Source organism: Simplicispira sp., from assembly GCF_028687295.1.
GTDB lineage: Bacteria > Pseudomonadota > Gammaproteobacteria > Burkholderiales > Burkholderiaceae_C > Simplicispira > Simplicispira metamorpha.
Genome location: NZ_JAQUAL010000014.1, coordinates 1 through 15,862, shown reverse-complemented (window position 1 = coordinate 15,862; position 15,862 = coordinate 1). Strand labels below are relative to the sequence as shown.

The window sequence follows — 15,862 nt, the reverse complement described above, 5'->3', positions numbered from 1 at the left end:
GCCTGAAACCAGCACCCAGTAAGCGCAACCAGCTCTCTTTTTTAGAGCAATGCCCGGAACTTCGTTACCACAGGCCTGTCGCACAGGCGGCGCAAGTTCCATGTTTTTTTGATAGGAGTGATGTTCCCGTGCTGTCTTTGACCCACCGACTCTCGCAAACTTTTCTCGCCCTGGGGCTGGCTGCCGGCGCTGTGTTCTCCAGCATCAGCGCAGCCCAGGCCCAGGAATTTGTCAGCATCAAAACCACCACGGCGCATGTGCGCGAGAAGCCCGCAGCGCGCGCGCCCTCGCTGTGGGAGCTGGGTGCAGGCTACCCGCTGCAAGTGACGCAGCGCAAAAACGGCTGGCTGCGCGTGAAAGACCACGAGGCCACGCTGGGCTGGGTACACGCACCGCAAACGCACAAAAAGCCCCACATGGTCATCACCGCACGCAGCGCCCAATTGCGCGCCGGGCCGGGCACGCAACACAAGCCACTGGCCAAGCTCGACCAGCACGAGGTGGTGCGCACCCTGAAAAAATCCGGCGACTGGGCCCAGGTGCAGCGCGAGGGCGGCCAAAAAGGCTGGATTTCGCGGCGCTTGGCCTGGGGCTGGTAAAGCGCAGGCGGCTGCGCTGGCAGCCGAGGCAGTGCTCTGGGCATTGCGCCGATGCGATGCCCATCCCTGCGCGCGAGGGCGCGTTTTTCAGCCGCGCACCACGCGCTGCGCCAGTGGTGCGTAGCCGTGGTTGAGCGGGCCGTGGCCCTGGCCGGTGCGCACATCGGCACCAGCGGCAATCGCGCCCAGGATGTAAGAGCGCGCCTGCTCCACGGCCTGGGGCAGCGGCAAGCCCAGCGCCAGGTGGCAGGCAATGGCCGACGACAGCGTGCAACCCGTGCCGTGGCCGTTGTGCGTGGCAATGCGCGGCGACTGCAAGCGCAGGCGACCGCCACCGGCCAGCGCCAGCACATCGGTCACGGTATCGCCGGGCAGGTGCCCGCCTTTGAGCAGCACGGCGGGCGCGCCCAGCGCCAGCAAGGCGGTGGCGGCCTCGTCCAGCGCATCGGCGCCGTCAATGGCACGGCCCAGCAGCAGCGCCGCCTCGTCCAGATTGGGCGTGACCACGGTGGACAGCGGAAACAACTCCTGCACCAGCACCTCCACGGTGTCTTGCGCCATCAGGCGGTCGCCGCTGGTGGCCACCATCACGGGGTCCAGCACCACCTGCAACATCTGGTGGCGGGCAATGGCTTTGACCACCACGCGCACCATGTCGGGCGTGTGCAGCATGCCGATCTTGACGGCATCGACGCCAATGTCCTCAGCCACGGCGTCGATCTGGGCGCGCAGCATATCCACCGGAATGCCGTGAATGGCGCGCACACCCAGCGTGTTTTGTGCGGTGATGGCGGTGATGGCGGTCATGCCGTAGCAGCCCAGCGCGCTGAAGGTTTTGAGGTCGGCCTGGATACCGGCGCCGCCGCCGCTGTCCGAGCCAGCAATCGACAGTACGCGGGCATAGCGCGCCAGCGCGGGGGCGTTCAAAGGGGAAGGATTCATGCCGGGGAAGTCTCCGAAATTGCAGCCATGGCACATGGTCGGGGCGACATTGTGGCCTATGCGCAAGGTCAAAACCGGTGCTGTCCGCTTGTGCTGTAATTCCGGCCAGGACGAAACAGGGGTGTCTGCACCAATGGGGTGCGGACTGAGAAACACCCTGGGGCCGTTTGCAAAGCGCCATGGCGCCCAGGCCCCGTTACCCGATCCAGGTCATGCTGGCGTGGGGAGTTTCACAGCACTGGCGCTTGCCCGTTTTGTCCGCGTATACCCCACAGACGGACAACGTTGATGATCTCTCACCCTTCCTCCTTTGCCATTTTGGGCGCTGGCCTCATGGGCAGGCTGCTGGCGCTGGCCTTGGCGCGCGCTGGCCACCGCGTCAGTCTCTACGACCAGCAAGGCGCTGACGCGCAGGGCAGCGCCGCACGGGTGGCTGCGGCCATGCTGGCGCCGCTGGCCGAATCGGCCGTCACCGAGCCGGGTGTGGTGCGCATGGGCGAACATGCTCTGGTGCGCTGGCCGCAGTTGCTGGCGCAGTTGCCAGAGCCCGTGTTCTTCCAGCAAAACGGCACCCTGGTGGTCTGGCACCGCCAGGACGCCGCCGATGCTGCCCGGCTGCGCTTGCAGTTTGAAACCACCCGCACCACCGTGCCCACGCTGCCCGCCATGGAGGCGCTGGGCAGCGATCGCCTGACCACACTGGAGCCCGCCCTGGCCGGGCGCTTTGCCCAGGGCATGTACCTGCCCGGCGAGGGCCAGCTTGACAACCGGCAACTGCTGGCCGCGCTGGCGCACGCACTGGTGCAAGCGGGCGTGACCACACACTGGAACACCCCGCGCGAAGTGACCGACTTTGCCCCGGGTACAGCGGGCCAACCCGACTGGCTGCTGGACTGCCGGGGCCTGGGTGCGCGCCACCAGTGGAGCGCGCTGCGCGGTGTGCGCGGTGAAGTCGTGCGCGTACACGCCCCCGAAGTGACCTTGCAGCGCCCCACGCGGCTGGTACACCCGCGTTACCCCATCTACATCGCGCCCAAGGAAGACCACCTGTTCGTCATCGGCGCCACCGAGATCGAATCGGACGACCTCTCGCCCGCCAGCGTGCGCTCGGCACTGGAGCTGATGAGCGCGGCCTATGCCGTGCATTCGGGCTTTGCCGAAGCACGGATTGTGGAAATCGCCACCCAGTGCCGCCCCACCCTGCCCGACAACCTGCCCGCCGTGCGCCAGAGCGCACCGCGCGTGGTCGAAATCAACGGTCTGTACCGGCACGGCTTCATGATTGCGCCTGCCATGCTCGATGTGGTGTTGCAGCTGCTGTCCACCGGACAATCACCGCTGGCCGCCACCTTTGATTTGTCAGTGCAGTTGCTCTGACGCTATCTGCACCTTTGAATTGCCATGCACATCACCATCAACCAGCAACCCCACGACCTGCCTGACGGCGCTACCGTGGCCGATGCCGTGGCGGCCATTGCCGCCAAACCGCCCTTTGCCGTGGCCGTGAACACGGTTTTTGTGCCCAGCGCCCAGCACGCGCAGCATGCGCTGCACACGGGCGACCGGGTGGAAGTGATCTCTCCCGTTACTGGCGGCTAAAGCGCCGCGCCTTGCCATGAACCCATCTTCTGTTGTTGACGACGCCCTGGTCTTGTACGGCCAGACTTTCCAGAGCCGCCTGCTGCTGGGCACGGCGCGCTACCCCTCGCCCGCCACGCTCAAAGCTGCCGTGCAGCGCGCCCGGCCCGCCATGGTCACGGCATCGCTGCGCCGCCAGGGCAGCAACCCGGCGGAAAGCGGCCACAGCTTCTGGGAACTGCTGCGCGAACTGGCCGTGCCGGTACTGCCCAACACCGCTGGCTGCCACAGCGTGCAAGAAGCCATCACCACCTCGCACATGGCGCGCGAGGTGTTCAACACGCCATGGATCAAGCTCGAACTGATCGGCGACGATTACACGCTGCAACCCGACACGCTCAACCTGGTGCAGGCGGCCGAGCAATTGATTCGCGACGGCTTTTATGTGCTGCCCTACTGCACTGAAGACCTGGTGCTGTGCCAGCGGCTGGTGGACGTGGGCTGCCAGGCCGTCATGCCCTGGGCGGCGCCCATCGGCACCGGGCGCGGCCCGGTCAACCCGTATGCACTGCAACTGCTGCGCCAGCGGCTGAATGTGCCCATGCTGGTGGATGCAGGTTTGGGCCTGCCATCGCACGCCTGCCAGGTCATGGAGTGGGGCTACGACGGCGTGCTGCTGAACACTGCCGTGGCGCTGGCCCAAGACCCGGTGGCTATGGCCGGTGCCTTTGCCGATGCCGTGCAGGCGGGCCGCAGCGCCCGCAGCGCCGGTGCCATGCAAGCCCAGGATGCCGCCCAACCCAGCACACCCGTGCTGGGCACGCCGTTCTGGCACCACGACCAGCCCGCATGAAAGCGCCCATGACCGACATAGCCACCCTGGCCCAGGACATCGTGCGCGAGCACACCGCCACATTCGCGCCCTGCACCGCACAGCCCGTGCCCGAGAGCATGGAAACCGCCCCCGTGTACCGTGCGGCGCTACAAGCGTGCAGCGCACTGGGCTTTATCGCCGCCGACGCCCAGTGCCTGGCCCGGGCCTGGCAAGCGCGCTTTGAGCGCACCGGCAGCGCAGATGCCAGCCACTGGCCCGATGCGCCGCAAGACTTTGGCTTGCAAGCACAGCCGCATCCGCAGGCTTTTGCCCCCTGCCCACAGGCACTGGGGTTGTACGCCGTGCTGCCCGATGCCAACTGGGTAGGCCGTATGGCGCGCGCTGGCGTACCCACGGTGCAGCTGCGCTTCAAAAGCGAGGATGCTGCTGCCATCGCCCGCGAAGTGCGCGCTGCCGTGCAAGCGGCGCAAGGCACCAACGCACTGCTGTTCATCAACGACCACTGGCAAGAGGCGCTGGCTGCTGGTGCCTACGGCGTGCATCTGGGCCAGGAAGACCTGGATGCTCTGGCTCCCGAGGCACTGGTCATGCTGCGCGCCTCAGGGGTGCGCCTGGGCGTAAGCACCCACGGCTACGCTGAAATGCTGCGCGCCGACGCCGTGGGCCCCAGCTACATCGCCATGGGCGCCGTGTTTCCGACCACGCTCAAACGCATGGCCACAGCACCGCAGGGGTTGGCGCGCTTGGCTGCTTATGCCCGGCTGATGCAGGCGTATCCGCTGGTGGCCATTGGTGGCATTGCGGCCGAGCACTTTGCCCAAGTACGTGCCACGGGCGTGGGCTCGATTGCCGTGGTGCGGGCACTGGTCAATGCCGCTGACCCGGAAGCGGCAGCATCCCAACTGCTACAGGCCATGGGCTGACGGCAGGGCCAACACCCCGCGCCACCGCACAACGCGGTGGTGGCTGTGGTCAAAGAGTGCCGCCCAACAGCGGCAGCAGCGCCAGCGGTGCATCAATCACGCGGTGAGCACCCCACGCGGCCACATCGCTTTGCGCGCCCAGGTAGCCATAGGTAGCGGCCACGGTGGCCATGCCAGCGGCACGGCCCGCCACGATGTCACGCTCATCGTCACCCACATAAATGCAGTGCGCCGGGGCTATGCCCAGCCGCTGCGCGGCTTCCAGCAGCGGCGCCGGGTGGGGTTTGGCGTGGGGCGTAGTGTCGCCGCTGATGACCGTCATGGCCGAGGCAAAGGTGGGAATAGCGCGCACCAGCGGATCGGTGAAACGGGCAGACTTGTTGGTCACCACACCCCAGGGCAGTTGCTGCGCCTGTAGCTGCGCCAGCAGTTCGGCCACACCCGCAAAAATGCGCGTGTGCTGCGTCATACGGGACTCGTAGTTGGCGAAAAACTCTTCCCGATACAGCGCAAACTCGGCGTGGTCTGGCGCCATGCCAAAAGCGATATCGAGCATGCCCCGCGCCCCGGCACCGGCCATAGGCCGGTAAGCAGCTAAAGGCAGAGGGGGCAGGCCGCGATCGGTGCGCATTTTGTCGGCGGCAGCACCCAAGTCGGGGGCGCTGTCAATCAGCGTGCCATCCAGATCGAACAGCACCGCGCGAATATCCTGGAACATGGCAGGCACCCTCTCAGCCCAGGCGGCGGGTGGCGAACAAATAGTTCACGCTGGTATCGGCACTCAACCAGTAGCGCTGGGTGATCGGGTTGTACTCCAACCCACGCGTGTGCAGCAAATCCAGCTCGGCAGCGCGGCAACTGGCGGCCAGTTCACTAGGGCGGATGAACTTGGCGTATTCATGTGTACCCCGGGGCAGCATATTCAATACATATTCCGCACCCACGATGGCAAACAAAAACGACTTCAGGTTGCGGTTGATGGTGGAGAAGAACACCCAGCCCCCGGGTTTGACCAGCGCAGCGCAGGCACGCACCACGGAGTCCGGGTCAGGCACGTGCTCCAGCATTTCCATGCAGGTGACCATATCAAAGCTGCCGGGCTGCTCCTGCGCCAGAGTTTCTACGCTGACTTCGCGGTATTCAATATCTGGCGTTTGCGCCTCCAGCGCGTGCAACTGGGCCACACGCAGCGCCTTCGTGGACAAATCAATGCCCGTGACCTGCGCCCCTTTGCGCGCCATGGCATCGGCCAGAATGCCGCCGCCACAACCCACGTCCAGCACCCGCTGGCCTTGCAACGGCGACAAACCGTTGATCCACTCCAGACGCAAAGGATTGATCTGGTGCAACGGACGAAATTCGCTCTCCGGATCCCACCAGCGATGGGCCAGGTCGGAAAACTTGGCCAGTTCGGCCGGATCGGCATTGACAGTCTGATTCATGGGAATGATTTTCCAGCAATGGGAACAATAGTGCGGAGCCATAAAAAAAGCCCCGTCGCCGGGGCTTTTTTGGTGCAACCAAGAATTACTTGGCAGCGGCGCGGGTACCGACCACTTCGATTTCAACGCGACGGTTCTTAGCGCGACCTTCTTTGGTCTTGTTGTCGGCGACAGGCTGCTTTTCGCCCTTGCCTTCGGTGTAAACGCGGTTCTTTTCGATGCCCTTGGACACCAAGTAAGCCTTCACGGCTTCAGAACGACGCACCGACAGCTTCTGGTTGTAAGCATCAGAGCCCACGGAGTCAGTGTGACCCACGGCAATGATGACTTCCAGGTTCACATCCTTGACCTTGGAGATCAGGTCATCCAACTTGGCCTTGCCTTCGGGCTTGAGCACAGCCTTGTCGAAGTCGAAGAATGCGTCTGCGGCGTAAGTCACCTTGCTGGCCACGGCAGGAGCGGGTGCTGCTGCGGGGGCAGGTGCTGCTGCGGGAGCAGGTGCTGCTGCAGGAGCAGGTGCTGCTGCAGGTGCAGCTGCGGCCAGAGCGCCGTCACAGCCAGGAGCGGCCGTGGCAGGAGTCCAGTTGGCATCGCGCCAGCACAGTTCGTTGGTACCGTTCTTCCAGACCAACTCGCCGGAACCGTTTTTCCAGTTGTCGATAGTCTGTGCGCCAGCGGCGGTTGCGAGCGCTGCAGAGGCAAACAACATCGCCACTTTGTTCAGTTTTTTCATGGTTCTCCTCTTGGGGAAAAAGCCGCAGCCGCGCTGCGAATCAATGACGTCGTCGGTGACCACCACCAAAAACGTTGATTTGATTGTGCCATACGTAACAGGGCAGCAATGCCGCTGCAAGGCCGCTAGTCGCAGGACGGGTGCGCATTTGCACGGATATGTTGCGCGGTCGCTACATCGGCTTGCGCCTAAAATGAACCTCCCTTGCTGTATCCGCCATCCCCATGACCCAGTTCGCCAAAGAAACCCTACCTATCAGCCTCGAAGAAGAGATGCGCCGCAGCTATCTCGACTACGCCATGAGCGTGATTGTGGGTCGGGCACTGCCGGATGCACGCGATGGCCTCAAGCCAGTGCATCGGCGGGTGCTGTTTGCCATGCACGAGCTCAACAACGACTGGAACCGACCTTATAAGAAGTCTGCCCGTATCGTTGGTGATGTGATCGGTAAGTACCACCCCCACGGCGATATCGCGGTGTACGACACCATTGTGCGCATGGCGCAAGATTTCTCGCTGCGCCACATGCTGGTCGATGGCCAGGGCAACTTTGGCTCGGTCGATGGCGACAGTGCCGCCGCCATGCGCTACACCGAAATCCGCCTGTCAAAAATCGCCCACGAGATGCTTGGCGACATCGATAAAGAAACTGTCGATTTCGGCCCCAACTACGATGGCAGCGAAAAAGAGCCACTGGTACTGCCCAGCAAGCTGCCCAATTTGCTGGTCAACGGATCGTCCGGCATTGCTGTCGGCATGGCCACCAATATTCCCCCGCACAACCTGAATGAAGTGGTGGACGCCTGCCTGCACCTGCTGGCGCACCCCGAGGCATCCATTGACGAACTGATGGAAATCATTCCGGCGCCCGACTTTCCCACCGCCGGCATCATTTACGGCATCAATGGCGTCAAAGACGGCTACCGCACAGGCCGTGGCCGGGTGATCATGCGGGCCAAGTGCCATTTTGAGGATATTGACCGCGGCCAGCGCCAGGCCATCATCGTTGATGAGCTGCCCTACCAGGTCAATAAAAAGACGCTGCAAGAGCGCATGGCCGAGCTGGTGCACGAGAAAAAGATCGAAGGCATCAGCCACATCCAGGACGAGTCCGACAAGTCTGGCATGCGCCTGGTGATTGAGCTCAAGCGCGGCGAAGTCCCCGAGGTAGTGCTGAACAATCTGTATAAGCAGACGCAGCTGCAAGACACCTTCGGCATGAACATGGTGGCGCTGATTGAGGGTCAGCCGCGCCTGTGCAACCTCAAGGATTTGATCGAAGTCTTTTTGCAGCACCGCCGCGAAGTGGTCACACGCCGCACGGTGTTTGAACTGCGCAAGGCGCGCGACCGGGGCCACGTGCTGGAAGGCTTGGCCGTGGCGCTGGCCAATATCGATGATTTCATCGCCATCATCCGCAACGCCCCCACGCCACCCGTGGCCAAGACCGCACTGATGGGCAGCACCTGGGACAGCAAGCTGGTGCGCGAGATGCTTACCCGCACCCGCCAGGATGGCGGCGTGGTAAACGCCGATGACTACCGCCCCGAGGGACTGGAAGCGGAATTCGGCATGGGCCAGGACGGCCTCTACCGCCTGTCGGAAACGCAGGCCCAGGAAATTTTGCAGATGCGCCTGCAACGCCTCACTGGGCTGGAACAAGACAAGATCGTTGCCGAATACAAGGATGTGATGGCAGTCATCGAAGACCTGCTCGACATCCTGGCCACACCCGAGCGCGTCTCCACCATCATTGGTGAAGAGCTGGGTGCCATCAAGCAGGAGTTTGGCCAGCACAAGCTGGGCACACGCCGCAGCCTGGTCGAATACAGCGCCCAAGACCTCTCTACCGAAGACCTGATCACGCCCACCGACATGGTGGTCACGCTCAGCCACACGGGCTACATCAAGAGCCAGCCCCTGTCTGAGTACCGCGCGCAAAAGCGCGGCGGGCGCGGCAAGCAGGCCACGGCGACCAAGGAAGACGACTGGATCGACCAGCTCTTCATTGCCAACACCCACGACTACATCCTGTGCTTTTCCAACCGGGGTCGTCTGTACTGGCTCAAGGTCTGGGAAGTGCCAGCCGGTTCGCGTGGCTCGCGCGGTCGCCCCATCGTCAACATGTTTCCGCTGCAAGACGGGGAAAAAATCAACGTCGTGCTGCCGCTCACTGGCGACATGCGCACCTTCCCATCAGACCATTACGTGTTCATGGCCACCCGCATGGGCACGGTCAAGAAAACTGCGCTGGCCGAGTTCTCCAACCCGCGCAAAATCGGCATCATCGCCATCAAGCTCGATGAAGGCGACCAGCTGATCGGCGCCGCCATCACCGACGGCCAGCACGACGTGATGCTGTTCTCTGACGGCGGCAAGGCCGTGCGCTTTGACGAAAACGATGTGCGCGCACTGGGCCGCGACACCCGGGGCGTGCGCGGCATGATGCTCGAAGAAGGCCAGGGCGTGATCGCCATGCTGGTGGCGCAAGACGAGCAGCAGAGCGTGCTCACGGCCACTGAAAACGGCTACGGCAAACGCACCGGCATCGCTGAATACACCCGCCATGGCCGTGGCACCAAGGGGATGATCGCCATCCAGCAATCCGAGCGCAACGGCAAAGTGGTGGCCGCCACGCTGGTGCATGCCGACGACGAGATCATGCTCATCACCGACCGGGGCGTGCTGGTACGTACCCGGGTGGCCGAGATCCGTGAACTGGGCCGCGCCACACAAGGCGTGACGCTGATTGCACTGGACGAAGGCGCCAAGCTCAGCGGCCTGCAACGCATCGTCGAAAACGATGCCAACGCAGCCGACACCAGCGCCAGCGACTGCACAGAGCCCCCCGAGAACGCAGACAGCGCTTCCGCAGCGCCCACCGCCCCCCCCGAGGCCTGAGCCAGCCAGTGGCGCTGCACCTGAGCAGCGCTGCTTTTTACTATTAAATTAATAGCTAATCGCGCCCGATAAACAAGGGCTATAGCCTGATTTGACCTTAAAAAATGCAACGTCCTTATAACTTTTCTGCGGGCCCTGCGGCCATTCCTGCCGAGGTTTTGGAACAAGCTGCGGCTGACATGCTCGACTGGCACGGCTGCGGCATGGGCGTGATGGAGATGAGCCACCGCGGCAAGGAATTCATCTCGATCTACGAGCAGGCCGAAAGCGACCTGCGCGAGCTGCTGGCAGTGCCAGAGCACTTCAAGATTTTGTTCATGCAAGGCGGCGGTCTGGCAGAAAATGCCATCGTGCCGATGAACCTCTCTCGCGCGGCCACGGTGGACTTTGTCGTTACTGGCAGCTGGAGCCAGAACTCGCAAAAAGAGGCGCGCAAGTACGCCTCGGAAGTCAACGTGATTGCATCGGGCAAGGACAGCCACTTCACCACCCTGCCCGACCCGGCCCACTGGCAACCCAGCCGGGGCGCCAGCTACCTGCACATTTGCACCAACGAAACTATCCATGGCGTTGAATTTCACGAGCTGCCTGACATCAAGGCCCTGGGGGTTGATGCGCCGCTGGTGATTGATTTTTCGTCGCACGTCGCCTCGCGCTCGGTGGACTGGTCGCGCGTGGGCCTGGCCTTTGGCGGTGCGCAAAAAAACATCGGGCCAGCGGGCCTGACCATCGTGGTCGTGCGCGAAGACCTGCTGGGCCACGCACTGAGCATCTGCCCCAGTGCGTTTGACTACAAAATCGTGGCCGAGCACCAATCCATGTACAACACCCCACCCACCTGGGGCATCTACATGGCGGGCCTGACATTCCAGTGGCTCAAGCGCCAGCGCGAAGGCGATGCCAGCGGTGTGGCCGCCATGGAACTGCGCAACATCGCCAAGGCACAGCTGCTGTACAACGCCATCGACCAGTCAGGCTTTTACGTCAACAAAGTGGCAGCCAACTGCCGCTCGCGCATGAACATCCCGTTTTTCCTGCGCGACGAAAGCCGCAACGAGGCCTTCCTGGCGGGCGCCAAGGCCCGTGGCCTGCTGCAACTCAAAGGCCATAAATCGGTGGGCGGGATGCGCGCCAGCCTCTACAACGCCATGCCACTCGAAGGCGTACAGGCGCTGGTGAGCTACATGCGAGAATTTGAACAGCAGCACGCATGACCCAGGCCCCTCTGATGAACACGCCCCACACCTCTCCCGATCTCTCCAGTCTGCGCGTGCAGATCGACAACATTGACCAGCAATTGCTGACCCTGCTGAACCAGCGCGCGCTGGTGGCAGAGCGCGTCGGCGAGGTCAAAAAGCGCGAAGGCACGCCCTTTTTCCGACCCGACCGCGTTGCGCAGGTCATTGAAAAAATCCAGACAGCCAACCCCGGGCCGCTGAAGAATGCCCATGTCACCGCCATCTGGCGCGAGATCATGTCGGCCTGCCTGGCGCTGGAGTCACCCCAGCGGGTGGCTGTACTGGGCCCCGAAGGCACGTTCTGCGAACAGGCCGCCGTCGAATACTTTGGCGGCGCTGCCGACCTGATGTACTGCGCCAACTTTGACGAGGTGTTCCACGCCACGGCAGCGGGCAGCGCGCAGTTTGGCGTGGTCGGCGTGGAAAACTCCACCGAAGGCGTGGTCACGCGATCGCTGGACATGTTCTTGCACACGCCCTGCCATGTGGTGGGCGAGGTCAGCCTGCTGATCCGGCACAACCTGCTGCGCCAGACCAACACGCTCGATGGCATCGAGGCCGTGCTGGCCCACCCGCAGGCACTGGCACAGTGCCAGGCCTGGCTGTCCAAGCACCTGCCCCACGCCGAGCGCCGCCCCGTCTCCAGCAACGCCGAGGGCGCGCGCCTGGCGGCCACCAACCCGGCTTGGGCAGCACTCTCAAGCGAGCGTGCCGCACAGCAGTTTGGCCTGCACATCGTCTCGCACGCCATCCAGGACGATGCCTACAACCGCACCCGTTTTGCCATCATCTGCCTGCCGCACACCTTGCAGACGCCACCGCCCTCCAGCAAAGACTGCACCAGCTTGATTGTTTCCGTACCCAACCACCCCGGTGCGGTACACGATCTGCTGGTGCCGCTCAAGCGCCACGGCGTCTCGATGACGCGCTTTGAGTCGCGCCCGGCACGCACCGGCCAGTGGGAGTATTACTTCTACATCGACATCGACGGCCACCCCAGCCAACCCCACGTCAGCGCCGCGCTGACCGAGCTGCGGGCGCTGTGCGCTTTTTACAAAGTTCTGGGCACCTACCCTGTAGCGCCTTGAGGAAACCGCATGTTTGAACAACTCGGCCTGATTGGCTGCGGCCTGATGGGCGGCTCGTTTGCGCTGGCGCTCAAGCGCGCTGGCCTGGTACAGCGCGTGGTGGGCTACAGCAAATCTCCTTCCACCACCGACCGCGCCCGCCAGATGGGTGTGATTGACGTCGAGGCCCCTTCGGCCCTGCTGGCAGTAGCGGGCGCCGACATCGTGCTGCTGGCCGTGCCCGTATCGGCCACCGAAGCCACGCTCAAAGCCATCAAACATTTGGTCACGCCCAATATGCTGGTCATGGATGTGGGTTCCACCAAAACCGATGTGGTGCAGGCGGCGCGGCGTGCGCTGCGCGATCAGGTTGGATCGTTCGTTCCGGCCCACCCCATCACGGGCCGCGAGGTTTCGGGCGTCGAACACGCCGAGGCGGACTTGTACAGTGGCCGCCAGGTCATTCTCACGCCCATTGAGCGCACACTCACGGCGCAGCTGAAAAAAGCCGAAGAAGTCTGGACTGCACTGGGCTGCCGCGTCTCCAGCATGTCGCCAGAATCGCACGATGAGGCATTTGCCGCCATCAGCCACTTGCCCCACCTGCTGGCTTTCGCCTTCATCAATGGCCTGGCGGGCCAATCGCAGGCCGATACATTCTTGTCTTTGGCTGGCCCGGGGTTTCGGGATTTCACCCGCATTGCCGGTGGCGAGCCCAAAATCTGGCGCGATATCTTTCTGGCCAACCGTGAAGAACTCCTGACCCAATCGCAGCTGTTCCAACAGGCTTTGCAGCGCCTGGAGCACCTGGTGCGCAGCGACGATCCACAAGCCCTCGAAGACATGCTTACCCTGGCCAGCGAAACCCGCACCCACTGGCGCATGGGCGCACAACGCACCAGCAAAGGCCGCTGAATGTTCAGCACACCGTTTCTCGATATTCCTGCCTTGAGCGGCGCTGCTGGCAGCGTGCGCCTGCCCGGCTCCAAGAGCATCTCCAACCGCGTGCTGCTGCTGGCCGCCCTCAGCCACGGCACCACCACCGTCCACGACCTGCTGGCCTCGGACGACACCCGCGTCATGCTGGACGCACTCAAAGCCTTGGGCTGCGGCGTCGAAGAAGAAGGCACGCAAGCGCGCATTACCGGCCTGGGCGGGCGCACACCGCAGTCGCCCGCAGCACTGTTTCTGGGCAATGCCGGCACGGCCATGCGCCCGCTGACAGCCGCGCTGGCACTGCTGGGCGGCGAGTTCACGCTCAGCGGCATCGCGCGCATGCACGAGCGCCCGATTGGCGACCTGGTGAACGCCCTGCGCCAGCTGGGCTGCCAGATCGACTACCTGGGTCAAGATGGCTACCCGCCGCTGCGCATCGCCCACGCCGCGGGCGTGCCGCCGCTGCAACTGGGCCAACCGATCCGTGTGCGTGGCGATGTCTCCAGCCAGTTTCTCACCGCCTTGCTCATGGCCCTGCCGCTGGCAGCCACTGAGCAGGATGTGGTCATCGAAGTGGTGGGCGAACTGATCTCCAAGCCCTATATCCACATCACCTTGCAACTGCTGGAGCGCTTTGGCATCTGCGTGGCGCACGACCAGTGGCAACGCTTCACCATTCCGGCGGGCAGCCGCTACCAGTCGCCCGGCGACATCCACGTTGAAGCAGACGCCTCTTCTGCTAGCTATTTCATAGCTACTGGCGCAATTGCAGCGGGCGCTGAAGGCCAAAATGGCATCAAAATTTTGGGCGTGGGGCTGGATTCGATCCAGGGCGATATCCGCTTTGTGGATGCGGCCCGTGCCATGGGCGCGCACATCACCGGCGGCCCCAACTGGCTACAGATTGAACGTGGCCAGTGGCCCCTGAAGGCCATTGACCTCGACTGCAACCACATCCCCGACGCCGCCATGACGCTGGCCGTGATGGCGCTGTACGCCCAAGGCACCACCGTGCTGCGCAACATTGCCAGCTGGCGCGTCAAGGAAACCGACCGCATCGCCGCCATGGCCACCGAGCTGCGCAAACTCGGCGCTACCGTGGAAGAAGGCGCCGATTTCATCCGTGTGGCACCACCAGCCTCTGTAGCTAACTGGAAGGCTGCCAGCATCCACACCTACGATGACCACCGCGTGGCCATGTGTTTTTCGCTGGCAGCATTCAACCCGGCGGGCCTGCCAGTGCGCATCGAAGACCCGCAGTGCGTGGCCAAAACCTTCCCGGATTACTTTGAAGCGCTGTTTTCGGTGGTGCGCGCAGAGCACATCCCCGTCATCTGCCTTGATGGCCCCACGGCCTCGGGCAAAGGCACGGTGGCCGCCCGGGTGGCGCAGCAATTGGGCTACCACCTGCTCGATTCGGGCGCGCTCTACCGCATCGTGGCACTGGCTGCGCGGCGTGCTAGCCTGCCGCTGGATGCAAGTGCCGAAGCGGCCATTGCCGACCTGGCGCAACAGCTGGCCATTCGTTTCGAAGGCGACCGGGTGCTGCTGGCCAGCGAAGACGTGACCGAAGCCATCCGCACCGAACAAGCGGGCATGGACGCCTCCAGCGTATCGGTGCTGCCAGCGGTACGCACCGCACTGGTGGCGCTGCAACACAGCTTTCGCCGCCTGCCCGGCCTGGTCGCCGATGGCCGGGACATGGGCACCGTGATTTTTCCGGACGCACCACTGAAGGTGTTTCTCACGGCCAGCGCAGCGCAGCGCGCCCACAGGCGGCATGCGCAGTTGCTGTCCAAAGGCATTTCGGCTAACATTACCGACCTTCTTGCAGACCTTGAGGCGCGCGACGCACGGGATATGTCCCGCAGCACAGCTCCCTTGCAGGCCGCACAAGATGCGCTGGCACTGGACAGCACACAGCTCACGGCAGATCAAACCGTGGGCCAAGTGTTTGAATGGTGGCAGCAACAACAGCCTTTCACCCCCGGGGTGTAGAGCTGAAAACGGGGCGCTAAACCCCACCGGCCCACACTGCCTCCCACCGCGCGCCTGCGCACAGACAGTGTGGTTCTTGTCACTTAACCTGCGGCACCGCCGCACAGCAAACCACCACCGACAGCCTTTGAAACTGCGCCATCGTGCCGCAGTAAACCTGTCAGTGGCAAGGAAACACATGTCAGAATCTTTTGCCGCCCTTTTTGAAGAATCCCTGCAGCGTACCGAAATGCGCCCTGGCGAGGTCATCACCGCCGAAGTCGTGCGCGTGGAACACAGCTTCGTCGTCGTGAACGCTGGCCTCAAGTCTGAAGCCTACGTACCGCTGGAAGAATTCAAAAACGATCAGGGCGAAGTCGAAGTTCAAGTGGGCGATTTCGTCTCCGTGGCCATCGGCTCGATCGAAAACGGTTACGGCGACACCATCCTGTCGCGTGACACCGCCAAGCGCCTGGCCTCCTGGCTGGCCCTGGAAAAGGCCCTGGAATCCGGCGAATTCGTCACCGGCACCACCAGCGGCAAGGTCAAGGGCGGCCTGACCGTTCTGGTCAACGGCATCCGCGCATTCCTGCCCGGTTCGCTGATCGATACCCGTCCGATCAAGGATCTGACGCCGTACGAAAACAAGACCATGGAATTCAAGGTCATCAAGCTGGACCGCAAGCGCAACA

General features: G+C 63.4%; 15 protein-coding genes. 11 read left to right on the top strand and 4 right to left on the bottom strand.

Annotated features, from left to right (window positions below):
• Positions 1-131: 131 nt before the first annotated feature.
• A complete protein-coding gene (locus tag PHX69_RS03185; protein WP_119013540.1) occupies positions 132-599 on the top strand; it encodes an SH3 domain-containing protein in 468 nt (155 codons plus the stop codon).
• 87 nt (positions 600-686) lie between these two features.
• On the opposite strand, the gene thiD is transcribed toward PHX69_RS03185, so the two are convergent.
• Positions 687-1,541 carry a bifunctional hydroxymethylpyrimidine kinase/phosphomethylpyrimidine kinase gene (thiD, locus tag PHX69_RS03180; protein ID WP_288042340.1) on the bottom strand — a complete coding sequence of 285 codons (855 nt, stop codon included), beginning with the start codon at positions 1,539-1,541 and terminating at the stop codon, positions 687-689.
• 288 nt (positions 1,542-1,829) lie between these two features.
• Here thiD and PHX69_RS03175 point away from each other — a divergent pair, with 288 nt between their 5' ends.
• From PHX69_RS03175 to thiE, 4 genes are read left to right on the top strand one after another with little or no spacing between them, the layout of a single operon-like run.
• Positions 1,830-2,918, top strand: coding sequence for an FAD-dependent oxidoreductase (locus PHX69_RS03175; protein ID WP_288042338.1), 1,089 nt, complete (start codon positions 1,830-1,832; stop codon positions 2,916-2,918).
• A 24-nt stretch (positions 2,919-2,942) separates the two neighbouring features.
• On the top strand, positions 2,943-3,140 hold the full coding sequence (gene thiS / locus PHX69_RS03170; protein ID WP_119013508.1) for a sulfur carrier protein ThiS: 198 nt from the start codon (positions 2,943-2,945) through the stop codon (positions 3,138-3,140).
• 16 nt (positions 3,141-3,156) lie between these two features.
• Positions 3,157-3,972, top strand: coding sequence for a thiazole synthase (locus tag PHX69_RS03165; protein WP_288042336.1), 816 nt, complete (start codon positions 3,157-3,159; stop codon positions 3,970-3,972).
• Between the two features lie 8 nt (positions 3,973-3,980).
• The gene (gene thiE / locus PHX69_RS03160) at positions 3,981-4,877 is read left to right on the top strand and encodes a thiamine phosphate synthase (protein WP_288042335.1); all 897 of its coding nucleotides are present in this window, start codon (positions 3,981-3,983) and stop codon (positions 4,875-4,877) included.
• A 49-nt stretch (positions 4,878-4,926) separates the two neighbouring features.
• Here the strand turns inward: thiE and gph are convergent, their stop codons facing one another.
• The 3 genes from gph to ompA all read right to left on the bottom strand — a co-directional run bounded on the left by gph (position 4,927) and on the right by ompA (position 7,052).
• On the bottom strand, positions 4,927-5,595 hold the full coding sequence (gene gph / locus PHX69_RS03155; RefSeq protein WP_288042333.1) for a phosphoglycolate phosphatase: 669 nt from the start codon (positions 5,593-5,595) through the stop codon (positions 4,927-4,929).
• Between the two features lie 13 nt (positions 5,596-5,608).
• Positions 5,609-6,319 (bottom strand): bifunctional 2-polyprenyl-6-hydroxyphenol methylase/3-demethylubiquinol 3-O-methyltransferase UbiG, encoded by a 711-nt coding sequence (gene ubiG, locus PHX69_RS03150; RefSeq protein WP_119013510.1) that lies wholly within the window; start codon positions 6,317-6,319, stop codon positions 5,609-5,611.
• Between the two features lie 85 nt (positions 6,320-6,404).
• Complete coding sequence (gene ompA, locus PHX69_RS03145) at positions 6,405-7,052, bottom strand: outer membrane protein OmpA (RefSeq protein ID WP_119013511.1); 648 nt, start codon at positions 7,050-7,052, stop codon at positions 6,405-6,407.
• Between the two features lie 224 nt (positions 7,053-7,276).
• Here ompA and gyrA point away from each other — a divergent pair, with 224 nt between their 5' ends.
• The 6 genes from gyrA to PHX69_RS03115 all read left to right on the top strand — a co-directional run.
• On the top strand, positions 7,277-9,952 hold the full coding sequence (gyrA, locus tag PHX69_RS03140) for a DNA gyrase subunit A (RefSeq protein ID WP_288042332.1): 2,676 nt from the start codon (positions 7,277-7,279) through the stop codon (positions 9,950-9,952).
• 104 nt (positions 9,953-10,056) lie between these two features.
• Positions 10,057-11,166, top strand: coding sequence for a 3-phosphoserine/phosphohydroxythreonine transaminase (gene serC, locus PHX69_RS03135; protein ID WP_288042330.1), 1,110 nt, complete (start codon positions 10,057-10,059; stop codon positions 11,164-11,166).
• A gap of 14 nt (positions 11,167-11,180) precedes the next feature.
• Complete coding sequence (gene pheA / locus PHX69_RS03130; protein WP_119013543.1) at positions 11,181-12,278, top strand: prephenate dehydratase; 1,098 nt, start codon at positions 11,181-11,183, stop codon at positions 12,276-12,278.
• Between the two features lie 9 nt (positions 12,279-12,287).
• Positions 12,288-13,172: a prephenate dehydrogenase gene (locus PHX69_RS03125; protein WP_119013514.1), complete on the top strand. Its 885-nt coding sequence runs from the start codon at positions 12,288-12,290 to the stop codon at positions 13,170-13,172.
• Positions 13,173-15,191 (top strand): bifunctional 3-phosphoshikimate 1-carboxyvinyltransferase/cytidylate kinase, encoded by a 2,019-nt coding sequence (locus PHX69_RS03120; protein ID WP_288042328.1) that lies wholly within the window; start codon positions 13,173-13,175, stop codon positions 15,189-15,191.
• A gap of 178 nt (positions 15,192-15,369) precedes the next feature.
• On the top strand, positions 15,370-15,862 hold a 493-nt coding region (locus PHX69_RS03115), incomplete at its 3' end, for a S1 RNA-binding domain-containing protein (protein ID WP_288042327.1).